The sequence below is a fragment of the Pseudomonas sp. 4CAES_32.4 genome (genome assembly GCF_058136335.1).
In genome coordinates, this window is record NZ_CM176882.1 from 353,625 (window position 1) to 370,223 (window position 16,599).

Annotated in this window: 16 protein-coding genes, 1 tRNA gene and 2 pseudogenes; 3 read left to right on the forward strand and 16 right to left on the reverse strand. The window is 56.6% G+C overall.

The window, feature by feature from the left end; genetic code table 11:
• Positions 1-340: 340 nt before the first annotated feature.
• From AC3Y64_RS01555 to AC3Y64_RS01575, 5 genes and pseudogenes are all read right to left on the reverse strand, one after another.
• A pseudogene (locus tag AC3Y64_RS01555) lies at positions 341-1,266 on the reverse strand (DNA/RNA non-specific endonuclease).
• A 495-nt stretch (positions 1,267-1,761) separates the two neighbouring features.
• Positions 1,762-2,945, reverse strand: a protein-coding gene (locus tag AC3Y64_RS01560) for an IS3 family transposase (RefSeq protein WP_489984471.1) whose coding sequence is annotated in 2 segments (ribosomal slippage) — positions 1,762-2,681 and positions 2,681-2,945 — 1,185 coding nt in all. Because the reading frame shifts where the segments join, the coding sequence is not laid out codon by codon here.
• An 804-nt stretch (positions 2,946-3,749) separates the two neighbouring features.
• The gene (locus tag AC3Y64_RS01565; RefSeq protein WP_489986206.1) at positions 3,750-4,601 is read right to left on the reverse strand and encodes a DNA cytosine methyltransferase; all 852 of its coding nucleotides are present in this window, start codon (positions 4,599-4,601) and stop codon (positions 3,750-3,752) included.
• Positions 4,562-4,762: a Com family DNA-binding transcriptional regulator gene (locus AC3Y64_RS01570; RefSeq protein WP_489986207.1), complete on the reverse strand. Its 201-nt coding sequence runs from the start codon at positions 4,760-4,762 to the stop codon at positions 4,562-4,564. The genes AC3Y64_RS01565 and AC3Y64_RS01570 overlap by 40 nt, the downstream gene beginning before the upstream one ends.
• 20 nt (positions 4,763-4,782) lie before the next feature.
• On the reverse strand, positions 4,783-5,151 hold the full coding sequence (locus AC3Y64_RS01575; RefSeq protein WP_489988042.1) for a hypothetical protein: 369 nt from the start codon (positions 5,149-5,151) through the stop codon (positions 4,783-4,785).
• On the opposite strand from AC3Y64_RS01575, the pseudogene AC3Y64_RS01580 reads away from it, so the two are divergent.
• Together AC3Y64_RS01580 and AC3Y64_RS01585 are read left to right on the forward strand one after the other, a co-directional pair.
• Positions 5,122-5,352, forward strand: a pseudogene (locus tag AC3Y64_RS01580) (tyrosine-type recombinase/integrase); the annotation flags it as partial. The gene AC3Y64_RS01575 and the pseudogene AC3Y64_RS01580 sit on opposite strands and share 30 nt — an antisense overlap.
• Positions 5,342-5,899 carry a hypothetical protein gene (locus AC3Y64_RS01585; RefSeq protein ID WP_489986208.1) on the forward strand — a complete coding sequence of 186 codons (558 nt, stop codon included), beginning with the start codon at positions 5,342-5,344 and terminating at the stop codon, positions 5,897-5,899. The pseudogene AC3Y64_RS01580 and the gene AC3Y64_RS01585, both read left to right, overlap by 11 nt.
• 119 nt (positions 5,900-6,018) lie before the next feature.
• Here the strand turns inward: AC3Y64_RS01585 and AC3Y64_RS01590 are convergent.
• From AC3Y64_RS01590 to AC3Y64_RS01620, 7 genes are all read right to left on the reverse strand, one after another.
• Positions 6,019-6,094: transfer RNA gene (locus AC3Y64_RS01590), tRNA-Thr, on the reverse strand.
• A 75-nt stretch (positions 6,095-6,169) separates the two neighbouring features.
• Positions 6,170-7,006, reverse strand: a complete 837-nt coding sequence (locus AC3Y64_RS01595) for an FkbM family methyltransferase (RefSeq protein ID WP_489986209.1) — start codon at positions 7,004-7,006, stop codon at positions 6,170-6,172.
• Positions 7,007-7,340: 334 nt separating this feature from the next.
• Positions 7,341-8,576 (reverse strand): methyltransferase, encoded by a 1,236-nt coding sequence (locus AC3Y64_RS01600; protein ID WP_489986210.1) that lies wholly within the window; start codon positions 8,574-8,576, stop codon positions 7,341-7,343.
• Positions 8,557-9,246, reverse strand: a complete 690-nt coding sequence (locus AC3Y64_RS01605; protein WP_007909164.1) for an ABC transporter permease — start codon at positions 9,244-9,246, stop codon at positions 8,557-8,559. The genes AC3Y64_RS01600 and AC3Y64_RS01605 overlap by 20 nt, the downstream gene beginning before the upstream one ends.
• The gene (locus tag AC3Y64_RS01610) at positions 9,243-9,938 is read right to left on the reverse strand and encodes an ABC transporter permease (RefSeq protein ID WP_489986211.1); all 696 of its coding nucleotides are present in this window, start codon (positions 9,936-9,938) and stop codon (positions 9,243-9,245) included. Before AC3Y64_RS01610 ends, AC3Y64_RS01605 begins: the two co-directional genes overlap by 4 nt.
• Positions 9,939-10,016: 78 nt before the next feature.
• Complete coding sequence (locus AC3Y64_RS01615) at positions 10,017-10,766, reverse strand: ABC transporter substrate-binding protein (protein ID WP_034153033.1); 750 nt, start codon at positions 10,764-10,766, stop codon at positions 10,017-10,019.
• A gap of 13 nt (positions 10,767-10,779) precedes the next feature.
• Complete coding sequence (locus AC3Y64_RS01620; protein ID WP_053116575.1) at positions 10,780-11,553, reverse strand: ABC transporter ATP-binding protein; 774 nt, start codon at positions 11,551-11,553, stop codon at positions 10,780-10,782.
• Between the two features lie 553 nt (positions 11,554-12,106).
• Here AC3Y64_RS01620 and gabP point away from each other — a divergent pair.
• Entirely contained in the window at positions 12,107-13,498 is a 1,392-nt protein-coding gene (gene gabP, locus AC3Y64_RS01625) for a GABA permease (protein ID WP_489986212.1), read from the forward strand.
• 70 nt (positions 13,499-13,568) lie between these two features.
• Here gabP and AC3Y64_RS01630 read toward each other — a convergent pair whose 3' ends face one another.
• From AC3Y64_RS01630 to AC3Y64_RS01645, 4 genes are all read right to left on the reverse strand, one after another.
• The gene (locus AC3Y64_RS01630; RefSeq protein ID WP_008080542.1) at positions 13,569-14,021 is read right to left on the reverse strand and encodes a hypothetical protein; all 453 of its coding nucleotides are present in this window, start codon (positions 14,019-14,021) and stop codon (positions 13,569-13,571) included.
• 6 nt (positions 14,022-14,027) lie between these two features.
• Positions 14,028-14,441 (reverse strand): hypothetical protein, encoded by a 414-nt coding sequence (locus AC3Y64_RS01635; RefSeq protein WP_489986213.1) that lies wholly within the window; start codon positions 14,439-14,441, stop codon positions 14,028-14,030.
• A 28-nt stretch (positions 14,442-14,469) separates the two neighbouring features.
• Entirely contained in the window at positions 14,470-15,444 is a 975-nt protein-coding gene (locus tag AC3Y64_RS01640) for an alpha/beta hydrolase family protein (RefSeq protein WP_489986214.1), read from the reverse strand.
• 67 nt (positions 15,445-15,511) lie between these two features.
• Positions 15,512-16,570 (reverse strand): PDDEXK nuclease domain-containing protein, encoded by a 1,059-nt coding sequence (locus AC3Y64_RS01645; RefSeq protein WP_489986215.1) that lies wholly within the window; start codon positions 16,568-16,570, stop codon positions 15,512-15,514.
• Positions 16,571-16,599: the final 29 nt, after the last annotated feature.

Here is a 16,599-nt window from a genome sequence, read left to right on the forward strand (position 1 = left end):
GTAGGTAACACCTGTTTCGTCAAATAGGTCTAATAGGCAGGACTGCCTATTGGTTTACCATTTAAGGTAAACCTGTTATCCGACGAACGGTAGGCAGCTGCCACTAGATATCTAAAGATATCTTTTGGTAATCGTTTGTTTTGTAACTGAGTTGGGGTTTTTCCAGTTGTTCCATATAAAGAGCAGTGCTTCTCTATATAAAGAGAAAGCAGAAATACTTCTAAAGTCGAGAGATGAAAAATGCCTAAATTTTCGACTCGGTTTCGCTGGTGTCCTCTGCCCCAATCATCTTTGATTGGTAGGGTTTGCTCACTGCCGAGCGTGGCCGCTCGGCAGCCATCTACCTATAGTCTGATGGATTATCAGGAGGATATACCACCGGCCTCAACACACCCGGTGCACAGCCAATCTCAAGCGGTAAATTTCCCGGCTTGGACTTCAGCGTCTCCTGGAGATCGCTGGGTAAATTGCTCCACAACGTCAGTCCTGAACGTTGCTCAATGTCAGCCACCGTCACCTGATATTCGCAATAGTCGGCATCGCGTGGCGTGTTTTGCTCCATGATAAACGCGGCAAACCTGCCGTCGGCGGGTGAGTTGCCCAAAAATATGACTTTCCAGTAACCACTTGGGATCGTGTGGACTTTGTTGGTTCCCGGTAAGGTTCCAATTGACCTTTCGTACAGCGGACCTGTCGCCACATATACCGCTTCGATACCAGGCGTTTTGCCCAAGCGGCGTTCTTGATTCTCCAGCCGAGCCCAGGCGCCGCGGTTCAGGTCTTCTTTTTGCGGCGTAATGTTGCTCAGGTAGTTCAGAGGTTGCCAGTCCGTAATCCCCGCCATCGAAGCTAAATTGGCTTGATGCCCCTTGTCCAGGTCCAAGGCAACGTAAGCTCCGTTGTAATCCACCGGGTTCAGCGTTTCGTCTGGCGAAAGGTCAGGGTCAGTTTTCCAATTGCGTGGACGATTGGGGGCAGGGTTTCCTTTGTGATCTTGTAAGCGACCCAGTTGGCGAATTTTGTGGAACCGTTGTTATTCAGGGTGTAGGCATCGCGAATAATTGTGACCTCGCCACCGCCAGATGGGCACCCGACTGCACAGTTATCTACAATAGAGCGTCCAACTTTAGAAATTTGCGCACCGGAAAGCACCATATCCTGTTGTGGAAATTTACCGTCGACATCAACCGGCCTAGGGCTGGTGCACGCTGCTAGTAATGGCAATATGACGAGCAACAGCACACTGGTTTTTGGCATTCCTTGCATCATCAACTCCTTTAAAAGATCAGAATATAAGCTTTCCAATCTTATAGGACTAGACGCTCTACATCTCAAAAAAATTCAACTGCGCGCGGCTATCGCCTGGGGATTCTTACACCTGAAATTGGTGAGGCGATGGAATTTGCAAACCCTGAACAGTTAGGTGATTTGGTTATTAATATTGCACATATAATTTCTAATGATTCTGTTTCACTGTCATTTATGACAGGTGCTAATTTATTGTGGATTGATCACTCTATGACTTGGGAGCTTCAAATCTGAGTTCCCAAGTGCCCAAGGAGAGTGACTATGGCGGTCATGAAAGGTGCAATTAAAGTCTTAGCTGGCGGGTTCGCTTTTTCTTCAGCGGCGCTCACAAGTGCCGCTTCTCAGGTATTTATTAAGGACGACTACTTTTCCCCCCCCGAAGGAGTTAGCTCTGTGACTTTCACCCTTATTGGTGCTGGCGGCGGCGCGGGTGGAGGGGGCGGTGTGCAGTGGTCAACTAATTCCGGACACCTCGATAGGTGGTTTTGACGCCATCGCCCGCTCATAGACGGTCGGTGGCAGATATCCCAGTTTCGAGTGAAGCCGTTCGTTGTTGTAATACCCAACGATGTACTCGGTGATGTCGCGGATCGCTTCGGTATGATTGGCATAGTCACGTCGCCATACCCGCTCCATTTTCAAGCTCAGGAAGAAGCGTTCCATCACCGCATTGTCCCAGCAATTACCTTTACGGCTCATGCTCTGCTGCATGTCGTTTCTTGCCAGTAAATCTCTGTAAGTTGCACTCGCGTATTGGCTGCCACGATCCGAGTGGGCAATCAGGCCTGGCGGCGGTTGGCGCTGTGCGATGGCCAGTTGCATCGCAGTGCACACCAGCTCTGCCGGCATGTTCGGAGCCATCGACCAGCCCACGATCTTGCGTGAAAACAAGTCCAACACCACGGCCAGATACAGCCAGCCACTGCGGGTGCGGATGTAGGTGATGTCTGCCACCCAAGCCTTGTTTGGCGCCGCCGGATCAAATTTTCGGCTCAGTACATTTTCGGCAATCGGCAGATCATGATTGCTATCGGTCGTGTGCACAAACTTGCGCTTCCAAGCCGAACGTAGCCCATTGGCACGCATCAAACGGCGGATTTTATACAGTCCAACAGACAGGCCTTTGCCGCGCAAAGCGTCGCGCAAGGGCCGGCTGCCGTAGCAGCCACCACTCTCGGCAAAAGACGCCTTGAGTTGCACAACGACAGGACAACTCTGCCGGACGGGCGCATCAGCACGCTTTTGCGACTCATAGAAGCCCGAGCGACTGATGCTCAGTAACCGACAGACATGTGTCACTGAATAGGCCTTCTGTTGCAGCTGCCGAACCAGTCGATACCTTACTTCAGCTCGCGGGCAAAGAAGGCCGTAGCCTTTTTTAAGATGTCGTTATCCATCTTGAGCTGGCGATTTTCCTGTTCCAATTGCCGGATGCGCTGTTGCTCTGCCGTCAATGGCTTGCCGATTCCGGCCTGCCCCAGTTGCTCTGCCTCGTACTGTTGAACCCAGCGTCGAACGGCTGTCTCACCAATGTTCAGATCTTGGCAAACCTGCATAACGGTTAGCCCCTGATCCTTGATCATCTTCACGACTTGCAGCTTGAAGCTGTCGTCGAATGCTCTGCGTTTTTTGGTCATGAATAACTCCTCGATAGATGTATTTTCCACCTATCGGGGTGTCCGGGGAAATTAGACCACTGCAGTGGCTGGGATGCGCTTGTGCTTAAGGGAAGGGGGGCTGGTGGTGGAGGCGGCGGCGGTGCAAGTAGCGTTACTTGTAGAGTCAATCTCAATTCGAATCAAGAATTGCAAATACTTATCGGCCAAGGAGGTGCTGGCGGAAGTTCCGGTAGTCTTAGCGTGAACGGTGGTAGTGGCAGTGACGGAGGCAGCAGTAAGGTAGTTATTGGGACTCTAGGTCGAAGTAATGAGAGTTACATGCCGGGAACCTATTACGCAAATGGTGGGAAGGGCGGTGCCGGCGGTAGCGCAGGAGGAATGACAAACGATCCTGGTTCCGGTGGAGGTGGCGGTAGTCCTTCAGGCTCAAATTGTGCTCTTGGATGGGGAAACGTCGGTCAAACTGGGTTCAATGGTGGTGAAGGGGGAGACGGCGGCGCAGCAAGTTCAAGCGCGTGTAGTGGAGGGACTGGAGGTAAAGGGGGACATGGAGGGATGATTAATTCTAGTAGCCAACAAGCGCATGTTGGTCAGCAGGGAGGACGAGGCTCCAATGGTTGTATCATTATTGAATACTAAAAATGCATTTTGGTGTTTTTTCACTTAATACGTTAGATGTTGGGAAGTGAATCAGTCGGTGTGGAGTGGAAAGCAAAAACGGTATATGAGGCCATGGAGACCTATCGATTGATTCACCAGTGTATTGGGACTTGGCTGTAGGTCAGGCGCGTGGAGGATTACCCACGCGCCGCCACTCTGGCCTCAACGCACTTGAATCAACTGTTCTGCAATCCACTGCGCGATCTGCGTAACAACGGCGTTTCCGGCAGCGAAAGCCTCTGCAAGGTGGGCCTCATCCAGTCCGAGGCAAAACCCATCATCTTCAGCCGCTCGCTGCCGCTCAACCATCTGATGCCATCGGTTCGGGTGAGCGACGAAAGTGGTACAGCCCATAGCGATCTGGGAGCCGGCTTTGTTTGCCAATAGAGTATTGGCAGCCCAGGCATCCGCTGGGCGTGGCCATTGCTGCGATTGAGACGCTGGAGGTATTGCGTCCACTGGCGCGGCGTCAGCCAGGAACTCGAAGGGGGGCATGCGTCGATAACCGGCGACCAGGAATACGCGACGACGTTGCTGGGGGACTCCGAAATATTGAGCATTAAGCACTCGCCAGAATCCCACATACCCGCAGTCCGCAAGGGCCCGGATGACTGTTTCAAAGTCGTGGCTATCGTTGACAGCGAGCAGGTTAACGACGTTTTCAAGCACCACCCAGCGAGGTTGAGTTTCTTTGAGGATGCGTACGACTTCCCAAAATAATCCGCTGCGTTCGCCGCGCAGTCCGCGGGTGTCTCGATTGCTTTCTCGGCAACCGGCGATGCTGATGTCCTGACAGGGGAAGCCGGCGGTGAGGACGTCAACGCTGGTGAGGTTGTGAGCGCCACACTGGCGCACGTCTTCAAATTGCTGTGCATGGGGAAATCGATCGGCAAGCACAGCCCGGTTGATGGGGTTGAGTTCGACTTGCCAGGCGCTGCGGTATCCCGCGTTTTCAAATCCGACATCAAAGCCTCCTATGCCTGCGAACAGGCTGCCAAGGGTGGGTTGCGGCATTCATGAACTCGTTGTTCTGGATGCTCGCGGCACGCTGGGGGGAGGCTCGGGGCCTTCAGGTGGTTGAGTGTCCGGCAACGCGGGCACTTGATCTGTAGTTCGGTGAAGCCGCTGGCAGCGGCAAGTTTGCGACAGCAATGGCCGCAACGGATATCGTGCAAGTGGGCGTCCTTGAAGTTGTTTATGCCGAGATGGGTTCCAGTTCTGCGTACAACTCAGCAGCCTTCGCGGCATGAGCTGTGAAGGCTGCGGCGTTTGCCGGTGGCGGCGTGGGGCCGTGCTGGTGCGTGGCAATTGCGGTATTCATTTGTTCCACCAGATCGATCAGATCGCCCAAGACATACAACACGTTGACCGTTTCGGAACCCAGCCATGTGGTGGGTGCCTGGAGTCGCTGACTCACGGTTGCCAGGCTCTTGCGTACACCTTTGATCCGCTCGTTCATGTCGCCGCTCACTGCGGTGTTTTGCTGTCCTCCGATCGACAGGTTAAGGTCTCGGCCAGTGGTGATGTGTTGAAGCTTGAGTTGCCGGCGGGGCAGATGACTCATGTTTTACGGCACACGTTTGCCAGTCACTACATGATGAATGGTGGGGATATTCTGACGCTGCAGCGGGTGCTGGGGCATGCTTCGTTGGCGATGACGATGAAGTATGCGCATTTTAGCCCTGGGCATTTGGCGGAGGTGGTGAAGTTGAATCCGCTTTCGTTTGGGTTGGTGGATATTGGGGAGGTGGGGGATGGAGATTGATTGGTCGCCGTTGGTGGAGTCGTTGGCTGCTGCTAACTGGACTGCGATTGTGGTCGCAGTGGTATCAGGTGGGGTGGCGATAAAAGCGCCGCTGGTGCTTTTGAAACGGCAGGCGGAACGGGAAAGCGCCAGTGTTAAGGCGTCACTTCTGGCAGAGGTGGCGGCCCTTATTTTCATCGTTGAGCGCCGCAGATTTCTCCCTGTTCTCCGTGAAAAACAGGCTTTGCTCGCTCGCCGGCAGACTTCGGTTATGGGCGCATTCGTGGTTGCACCCGAATTTTTCCAAGTCCGTATCGATAGCCAGTTCAACAGGGTGTACCAAGGGAACGTCACAAAGTTAGGAGTGCTCACGGCTGATGAGGCGAGACAGATTGTTCGTTTCCATCAACTAGCTGACAGCGTCAGACTTGATGTCATTCCAGGAGGCGGCTTGGCTGTCGGAACCAACAATCCTGAGGAATTTCGCGAGACTGCGGATTTGCTGGAAATGATGTTGGAGATTGGCCACTCGTTGACGGATTCGAATGCCGAGTCGCCGCGCAAATAGGACCTGCAGGCGGAAGGGAGAAATCAAGTGTGGACACTTTGTGGACGTTTTCACGATTTGGCGTGAAGTCTTATTTAGGTCCAGAAACGACAAAGCCCCGCATTGCGGGGCTTTGAATATGGTGCCGGCACCAGGAGTCGAACCCGGGACCTACTGATTACAAGTCAGTTGCTCTACCAACTGAGCTATACCGGCGTGTGGGCGACGATTATAGCGACTGGATAATTTCTGTAAACCCCTGAATTCAGACTATTTTTGCATCTCTGTAAATCAAGCCTTTCTCAGTACATTTCGCAACGTTTGCACGGCCTTCACCGTGCGGCTGTTTTGCAGGGCGATCAGCTGTGCTTCGGCTTGTTCGGCGCGTTGCAGAGCGTTGGCCAGTTGTTGGGCGGTGTCGACTTCGCTGGCGCTGATCGGGTAAGCGAAGGCGTGACCTTTGCACAGTTGGAAGTTGTCGAGGTTGCACGGTGGGATGTCGAACGCCGGTTTCAGCTTCATATATTCGTCGGCGAGGAACCAGGTGTTGAGGCCGTCGAACAGGATCGCTTGGTAACCGGCGTCAGTCACCAGCGGTTCCCAGGTGTGGTCGCGCTCCCATGGGGTCTCGATGACGATGATCCAGGGGCGGAAGCGAGCGAAGTCCATGCCGCGCAGGACGCTTTCTTCGTGGCCTTCGACGTCGATTTTCAGAAAGTGGATGGGCCGGTCAGCAGCGTATTGTTCGCAGATCGAGGTCAGTGTGCGCGACTTGACTGTGAGGCTGCGCACGTCCATGCCTTGGTCTTTGTGGTGCTGGGCGACCGCTGGGTCGGCGGTAGACAGGCCGGTATCGGGGATGGCGTAGAAAGTCATTTCGCCGGGCTGATCGCTGGCAATGCATTGCACGGTCGCGTCGCGTGGGCGTTGCTGGCAGAGGGCGTCGTAATAGTCCTGCATCGGCTCGACGTTGACGCCTTTCCATCCGTGGTCATAGAAGGCTTTAGTGACCGAGTCGTGATTCGGGTCGTTGGCGCCGATATCGATATAGAAGCCGTTGTCGACCTGCTTGAGGGCTCGCCATAAGCGGACGTCTTCAAAATTCTGTGCGTAAGAAATGAACGTCACGGTCGCTTCCTGTCGGGATGATTGTTCTTGTTGGGGGGTACGCTGTGACCTTGTATAGCAAGGCTGGCGGAACGTCGCAATTGTTCGCTACGAACGGGTGGATTTCGGCAGTTATGTCGTTTTGATTGGCGGCTTATGCACAACGGACTGGCACGAAACCGCGCTTAGGCGAGTTTTTGTGGATGCGTTCTCATTTTGTTCGCAAATCCCTGTTTTATTGGTTTTTTATCCATGTGAACAAAAAATGAACAGTGCTGTTAAAGGCTTGAAACAGGCGTGAATATTGGATCCACGAAGATTTCATCAACAGAGTTATCCACAGGGCGTCAGTGGATTATGCGCGTTCGGACAATAGCAGCAAGTTGCGGGGTGTAAGGGATGTTGCGCAGAAGGTGCCGAGGCGTACGACGTAGCCCTGCTCGACGAGGAAAAGTGCCCGGTCGAGGTTCAGCCAAAGCTCCATTGGTCGTCGGAATAATCCGCGCATCAGTTCCAGGTTGCGAACTTCGGCCAACCGCCGCCAACCGGCCGCCTCCAGTGCTGTCCAATCTGGAGAACCAATTGTGGATAACTCTTTTAGGACTGCCAGATCGCGACAGTAATCGGCGAAGGGTTTATCCAGCCAGGCACTGGGCAGCGATGGCGTCGGCAGGTATTCGTCGACCCCTCGTGCTTGCCGTTGGAGCAGATCAAAGGCCAGGCGTCGAGCCATCGAGGTGTCACGCTGGCGTCGGATGCGTGCACCGGCGGTGACGGTTTCATTCATCGGCAACGCCAGATCTTCCAGCGAAAGCTGTAGGAGTGATGCCGATGCGGGTGAGGACAATGGCAGATATTCGCTGCAATCGATGCGGTTGTAGCAACAAGGCGCGATGGCCATTTGTGGGCAACCGACAGCACTGGCCAGTTGCATGAGGCGAACATGCAAATCGCCACAGGCGTGAAGGGCGACGGGCGTATGAGTCGCGCTCAATACGGCTGAGGCGTCTGCCGCCAGTACATTCTGTTCCACGTGCAAAGCGTGTAAATGATGACGCTGACTCAACGCCTGACCGCTGGCAACCAATGCAGGATCGTACTCAATGCACGTCAGCTGTTGACCCGACTCCAACAGGCGTCGACCCAAATGGCCTTTGCCCGAACACCAATCCAGCCAATGCGTCGGTCGCGTGGCAAACGACAAGCGGCTGGCAAACGCTTCGATCTGTTGCCACTTGCGCCCCGGCACATCGACATTCAAGCGATGGCCGGCGGCTTCGAGCGCGTGCCCGGGCAACTCGCCCACCGCACTGAGTTCAGCCGACAACGCTGCCAGTGAGGCAAAAGGCTCTGGCGCATCGCGGAGATCTGCAGGGGTGTTATGTGCGTTTTCCGCGTCTTCCAGTGACCTTGCCCGTAGCCATAAGGCCAACTCCGGGTAGGACGCTTCCCAGGGAAGCGAAAGATGCGTGAACGGTCGAGGTTTCCACAACGCCTGATGGGTTGTGAGAAATGTATCCAGCGCGGTGAAGCGGGCGAGTAGGTGCTCGCCCGTCAGCACGTGGGAAGAATCAACGCCCTTGGCAGGCATCGACGCGCAGCCAGCGCTCCAGCAGCTTGAAGCCGCGCACGAGCACGTAAGCCATCAGCAGATAGAACACGCCCGCGGCGAAGAAGATCTCCACCGGCAGATAGGTGCGAGCGATGATGGTGCGCGCCATGCCGGTCAGTTCCAGCAACGTCACGGTGCTGGCCAGTGCGCTGGCCTTGAGCATCAGGATCACTTCGTTGCTGTAGGCCGGCAGGCCGATGCGCGCGGCACGAGGAAGGATGATGTAGAACATCGCTTTCGGCTTGGACATGCCCAGGGCTCGCGCCGCTTCGATCTCGCCCGGCGGAATCGCCTGGATCGCACCGCGCAGGATCTCGGCGATGTACGCCGCTGTGTGCAGGGTCATGGTCACGGTCGCGCACCAGAACGGATCGCGCAGGTACGGCCACAACGCACTTTCACGCACCGCGTCGAACTGCGCCAAACCGTAATAAACCAGGAACAGCTGAACCAGCAGCGGCGTGCCACGGAAAAAGAAGATGTACGCGTAAGGCAGCGAGCGCACGTACCAAAGTTTCGAAGAGCGGGCGATGCCCAGCGGGATCGCCAGCAGCAGGCCAGCGATTACGGCGATTGCCACCAGCTCCAGCGTCAGGGTCGCGCCCTGTGCCAGTTTCGGCAACCATTTGATAATTACTTCCCAGTTCATGAAGCGCTCCTCGCAAAGCCGCGCCCGGCGCGTTTTTCCAGGAAGTGCATGCCGGTCATCGCCAGCACAGTCAGGCCCAGGTACATGATCGCGGCGACCATATAGAAGGTGAACGGTTGTTTCGATACGGTCACGCCGATTTGTGCGTGACGCATGATTTCTTCCAGGCCAATCACCGAGACCAGCGCGGTGTCTTTCATCAGGATCATGAACAGATTGCCCAGGCCGGGCAGGGCGATGCGCCACATCTGCGGCATGATCAGCCGGGTGAAGATCCGCCATTTCGACAGGCCCAAGGCCTGGCCGGCCTCACGGTGGCCTTTGGGAATGGCGAGGATCGCACCACGGAACACTTCCGTGGCGTAAGCGCCGAAGCACAGGCCGAGGGCGATCACACCGGCGGCGAAGGCGTTGAGTTGCAGGTCGGGGTTGCCGAAGAACTCACCGAGGGCGCGCATCAGGTTGACCGTACCGAAGTAGATCAACAGCACCCAGAGCAATTCCGGGACGCCACGTACCAAGGTCGAATAAGTGCCGCCAAGCCATTGCAGCGGCTTGTACGGGGAAGTCTTGGCCAAGGCGCCGAGCAGGCCGAGCACCAGTCCCAGGCACAGGGCCGTGAGGGCCAGTTGGACGGTCATCAGCGCGCCGGCCGCGAGGGCCGGGCCGAATCCGTAGAGGTCGATAATCATGGATTTCTGTTCAAATTGCGGCAGGCAAAGTCGGGAGCCGGCGCCGTAGCATCACGGCGCCAGTCCCACAGGTCAGAATCAGTAGATGCTGAACGGGAAGTACTTGTCGTTGATCTTCTTGTAGGTGCCGTCGGCGACGATTTCTTTCAAAGCGGCGTTCAGCTTCTCGCGCAGTGGATCACCCTTGCGCACTGCGATGCCGATCTTGTCGCTTTCTACAACCGGGTCGCCTTTGAACTCGTAGTTCTTGCCGGCGTCGCTTTTCAGCCAGTCATAGTTGGCGTACTTGTCGGCGAGGATCGCGTCGACACGACCGGAAGTCAGGTCGAGGTAGGCGTTTTCCTGGGTGTCGTAGAGGCTGACCTTGATGTCATCGGCGTAGGTGTCTTCCAGCCAGGTGCCGGCCAAGGTCGCACGCTGTGTCCCGATGGTCTTGCCTTTCAGCGAGTCCTTATCGGTTTTGAAGTCGACGTTTTTCGGGGCGATGAACTGCAGCTTGTTCGAGTAGTACGGGTCGGTGAAGTCGACCGCGCCTTTGCGCTCTTCGGTGATCGACAGCGAGGAGATCAGGAAGTCGAACTTCTTCGCGTTCAGGGCCGGGATGATGCCGTCCCAGTCGGAGGTGACCACGGTGCATTCGACTTTCATCTTCGCGCACAGGGCGTCGCCGATGTCTTTGTCGAAGCCGACCACGTTGCCGCTGGCGTCTTTGTTGTTGAACGGCGGGTAGGCCGCTTCGATGCCCATCTTCAGGGTTTCAGCCATGGCACCGGCGCTGAACGCGAGGGTGACGGCGGCGGCCAGGAAGACCTTCTTGAAATTCTGCATGCATGTTGCTCCGTTAGCGGTTGCTGGACATGAATTGTTTGCAGCGCGCCGAAAGCGGGTTTTCGAACACCTGCTGTGGCGATCCTTGCTCTTCTATAAGGCCTTGGTGAAGGAACACCACTTCGCTGGAGACCTGACGGGCGAAGCCCATTTCGTGGGTCACGAGCAGCATGGTGCGGCCCTCTTCGGCCAATGCGCGGATGACACTAAGTACTTCCTGAACCATTTCCGGGTCAAGCGCCGAGGTGGGCTCGTCGAACAGGATCACCTTCGGTTGCATCGCCAGCGTGCGGGCAATTGCCGCGCGTTGTTGCTGGCCGCCGGACAGTTGCGCCGGGTAGGCGTGACGCTTGTCAGAGATGCCGACCTTGGCCAGCAGCGCTTCGGCGACTTCGATGGCCTCGGCCTTGCTCTGGCCAAGTACGCGGCGCGGCGCTTCGATGATGTTGTCGAGGATGCTCATGTGCGGCCACAGATTAAAGTTTTGAAACACAAAACCAATCTCGGAGCGCAGGCGGTTGATCTGTTTGCCGTCGGCGGCAACCAGTTCGCCATTTTTGGCGGCCTTGAGCTTGAGTTCTTCACCGGCCACCAGGATCTGGCCCTGATGCGGGTTTTCCAGCAGGTTGATGCAACGCAGGAACGTGGACTTGCCGGAACCGGAGGAACCGAGGATCGAGATCACATCGCCGTCGCGGGCGGTCAGCGAGATGCCTTTGAGCACCTCAAGCTGTCCGTAGCGTTTGTGCAAGTTGCGGATTTCAAGCGCGGGCGTGGCCTCAGCCATGTGCGTTCCTCATATATGTTGCGCTCCAGCTGTTGGATGGCCTTCCTGGCGAGGCGGCCAAGCTAGCATAGCGTTTCAATGGCAGCCAACAGCGCTGCGAGCGGTAAAGGGTTGGCATGTGGCAGGTTGTCGCATCGGCACAGCAGACTGTCGCCCCGTCAACAACCGAACGGGTGTTTGATCGTGCAAACCCGTGGGTGTCGCGTAAAAAAAGGCGCGATGTTGCCAGCTTTGGCGGGGTGTTGGAAGCGCTATCCGGCCGAACGTACATGATTCGCCCTTTTATTGTGCGTCCGACACTTTTTCAGTGTGTTTCTGGTGCGCTGATTCGTCTTGAAAGTGAGTCGCAGGGTAACGCTCTGGCGAATAGCCATTAATCTCAAGGACTTGCGATGACCGTCCGGTCGCGAGCAAGACCCCGACCCAGAACACTTTGAAATATTTTGGCGCAATTATTGCGTGCAGAATAAGGAACGCCCCGTTGGTTTCTTTTTACGAGAAAGAAATACCAGACGGGCCGGACGCAATCGCTTTCCTCGCAAAGGTAGTTTCGATGAGCAGTACCCCAAGCTCCAATGGCCTCGAACAGGGGCTCAAACCGCGTCATGTGACCATGTTGTCGATCGCCGGTGTAATCGGCGCCGGTCTGTTCGTTGGCTCCGGCCACGCCATCGCTGCCGCTGGCCCTGCCGTGCTGCTGGCTTATGCCGCCGCCGGGACCCTGGTGGTATTGGTGATGCGTATGCTCGGCGAGATGGCCGTTGCCTCGCCGGACACCGGTTCGTTCTCGACTTACGCCGACCGTGCCATTGGCCATTGGGCCGGTTTCACCATCGGCTGGCTGTACTGGTGGTTCTGGGTATTGGTGATTCCACTGGAAGCCAACGCCGCCGCGACCATCCTCCACGCTTGGTTCCCGGGCGTAGGCATTTGGGCTTTCGCGCTGATCATCACCATGTTGCTTACGGTCACCAACCTGTTCAGCGTGAAGAATTACGGCGAATTCGAGTTCTGGTTCGCCCTGATCAAGGTGCTGGCGATCATCGGCTTTATCGGCCTCGGTCTCGCCGCCATTTTCGGCTTCCTGCCGAACAGCCAGGTCAGCGGTGTGTCGCACCTGTTCGACAGCGGCGGCTTCCTGCCAAACGGCATGGGTGCGGTGTTGGGCGCAATCCTGACCACCATGTTCTCCTTCATGGGTACCGAAATCGTCACCATCGCGGCCGCGGAATCGAAGGACCCGGGCAAGCAAATTTCCAAAGCCACCAACTCGGTGATATGGCGGATCGGCTTGTTCTACCTCGTCTCGATCTTCATCGTTGTGGCTCTGGTGCCATGGAACGATCCTACGCTGGCCAACCTCGGTTCCTACCAGACCGTGCTTGAGCGCATGGGCATTCCTAATGCGAAAATGATCGTCGACATCGTGGTTCTGGTCGCGGTAACCAGCTGCCTGAACTCGGCGCTGTACACCTCGTCGCGCATGCTTTTCTCCCTTGGCAAGCGTGGCGATGCACCGGCCATGTCGACCCGCACCAACAAAAGCGGCACGCCTTACTGGGCAGTGATGTTGTCCACCGGCGCGGCGTTCCTCTGCACTTTCGCCAACTACGTGGCCCCGGCCGCCGTATTCGAATTCCTCCTGGCCAGCTCCGGCGCCATCGCACTGTTGGTGTACTTGGTGATCGCGTTCTCGCAATTGCGTATGCGCAAACAGCGCATGGCACGCGGCGAGAAGATCGTCTTCAGCATGTGGCTGTTCCCGGGCCTGACCTACGCGGTGATCATTTTCATCGTCGCGGCCCTGACCATCATGCTGTTCCAGGAAGCGCATCGCGTGGAGATCCTCGCGACTGGCCTGCTGAGCCTGATGGTGGTGGCTGCCGGTCTACTGGTGGCGCGCCGTCGCAAGCTGGAAAAACGTTGCGCGGTGGTGTTGAACTGATCCGTAACGCGTGATGCAAAACGGCCGCTGTCAGTGATGACTAGCGGCCGTTTTTGTTTCTGAGCGTGATTTATTCGCTCTTGTCTTCCTGTGCTTCCACCGACTTGCCATAAGCATCCAGCGCAACCCCGAAATCGGTGATGAACTGTGGCTCGCTCAGCCAGGCCTGGGCTTCTTCGATCGTTACGCCTTCGGCCCACATGCGGTAGTCGATTAACATGTCGGCGGCCAGGTGGGTGGCGGCCATGCCTTCGTTATCGGCGTTTTCCATGTCCAGCAGCTCTGGATGGTCAACGATGACGAACGCCAGTTCGCGCAGCAGGGTCAGCAGCATTTCGTTGCGGCTGATGGCTTCGGCGTCGCGCATTTTGCTGAACATCGCCAGGACGTATTCCGGCACCGGCTCGGCGAGGTGGTCGAGGTCTTCGTCCTGTTCCAGCGGCTTGCGGCCGACCATACGGATTTGCTTGGCTTTGGCCTTGGCGCGTTTGGCGCGTTTCTGTTGCTTGTTCAGGGATGCCATGGGAGCTCAGTTCTTTGGTTGGGTTTGCGCGGCGATCGCGTCGGACGCCGCCACATAGTCGGCCTGGAAGGCCGGGGATTCGATCCACGCCAGCGCGCCGGCCTCGTCGGTTTCCTGCGACCACTGGCGATACTCGATCAGCGCGGCGAGGATGAAATCCATCGCGCCTTCTTCGCCTTCCTGTTCGTAAACCAGTTCGAGCAGAGGGTCTTCGAGGAATGCGCTGCACATCGCTTGCTGACTGATCTTCTCTGCGTCGATCATCTTTTTGAACAGTTCGGTCAGATCCACCGACTTGAAGTCGATGCGGTCGTCGTTCGGGTCCAGCTCGACCGGCGCTTCAGTGCGCTTGGTGCGGTTCTGCTTGGCCTTGGCTTTGGCCCGAGTGGCGCGTTTTTGCTGCTTGTTGGCGGAGGCCATGGTGTGTTCCGTCGTGCGTTGAGAGGGCTCAGCTGCGTGGGACTTGCCGCCCGGGTGTGTCGGGGGCCAGTGCGCCGGTTTGCAGCCAGGTCAGAGCGATGGGCCATAGTGTGGCTTGGTATGCGCTGCGAAAAAAGGCGAAATGTCCGACTTGTTGTTCGCCGATGTCCTGCGGCTCGATGCGCAGGTGGGTTTTGGTTGCGTTGCAGAAGTAGCCGAGCAGGCGGTCGATGGCCGGGATTGTGCCGTAGGGATCGTCGCTGATGCTGATAGCCAGGGTTTGTGCGCTTACATTGGCGAAGGGCAGGGCGCCGCTTTTTTTCCTCAGTGTGCGGCCACTCGGGCGCTGTTCGAAACGCGGGGCAGGCGTGCTCCAGTCGCGTACAACGCCCGTTGGCGTGTCTTCTAGCCAGCCGAGGCGTTTGCCGGGGAAGTAGCCACAGACCAGTGTGATCAACGGCATCATGACATGCCATTTGCCGAACATACGCCAGCGATGCTCAGGGGCGTAATCGCGCCAGTAAGCGAACTGTGCGCCGACAGTAACCAATCGTCGGATAACTCGTCCGGACTCGCCTAGCCCCGCCGCGCAACCGCCAAAGCTGTGGCCGACTACATCAATCGGCTGGCCAGGAAACTCCCGTTGCGCGCGTTTGAGCATCGCTTCGAAATCGAGTGCGCCCCAGTCGGTCCATGAGGCTTTCAAGCCTTTGATCGACGCGTGTCGCGATTCGCCAATGCCACGGTAGTCGTAGGTGATGACGTCGAAGCCGTTGCCGAAAAGATAGGCGGCGAATCGCGAGTAGTGGCGGCAACGCACGGAGGTGGCGGCGTTGATGATGACCACCGGGCGCTGAGCATCGGCTGATGCGTGACGCCAGGTGAAACCGCCCAGCACATACCCGTCGGCAGCCGCTTCCTTGAAAGGCTCACCTTGTGCTGCAGCCAAAGTCGGCGACTTTGACTGCGTGACCTGCATTGCGGGCGTGTCCTGACAGCTCATGACGATCGGCCTTGGCGGGTAAGTTGCCAACGATAGTCTTCGCGCCGTCCGGGAACAATCCGCAGGTTTATTCAGTGGATTCAGTGAGCATGCGTTCCTCGATCAATGCCTGTTCTCGGTTGAGTTCAGCGCGCAGCTCTTCTTCACTTGGCAGGATCGTCTTGTAACTGCTGGCGAACAGTTGCTCGTTACCTTTGAGCATTGAGTAGCGCGCCACCGAGTCATTGCTCTCGGCAGACAGAATGATCCCGACAGTCGGCTTGTCGCCCTCGCTGCGCATGAGCTCATCGTACATGCGCACATACATGTCCATCTGCCCGACATCACGGGCGCTGAGCTTGCCGCGTTTGAGATCGATGATCACAAAACATTTGAGCAGGTAGTTGTAGAACACCAGATCGATGTACAGATCGACGCCGTCGGTGCTGATGCGTTGCTGGCTAGCAACGAAGGAAAAGCCTTTGCCCAGTTCAAGAAGGAAGCCTTGCAGGTGATCGATCAGGGCTTGTTCGAGACTGCTTTCCCTGACCCTGCCTGCTGACGGCAGACCGAGGAATTCCAGCATGACGGGATCGCGGATGAATTCACGGGGATTGCATTTCATTGCTTCGATGTTGGTGGTGGCTTCTTCGATCACATCGGCTTTGTCACGGCTCATGAGGAGTCGTTCGTAGTAGAGCGTATTGATCTGGCGGTCGAGGGCGCGGCTAGACCAATTCAGGGTGGCGCATTCGTCCACGTACCAATGGCGCGCCTTTTCGCATCCGACCCGCAGTAGTCGGCGATAGTGGGTCCAGCTCAATTCGGGACGCAGTGCGTCTCGAATTGGAAATTTTTGATAAAACAGGCGCATCTTCCACAAGTTGGTTTCATCAAATCCTTTCCCGAACTGCCCAGTCAGGTCCTTCGCCAGCAGGCCAATCAGCTGTTTTCCATAGCCCGCACGCTGGGCACCTTGCTGTTCAAACTCGACGATATGTCGGCCGATCTGCCAGCAGGTCTGCACTTGGATCGTATCAACCGCTCGCAGCACTTTTTGCCGCGCCTGACGAATCAACTCGCCAAGCTCTCCCAGCAATGAATCGATTTTCGGGTCTTGCATGTCAGCAGGTTTTAGCTGGCTCATCGGTCTTCCGCGTCATTGGGAACAGAGGC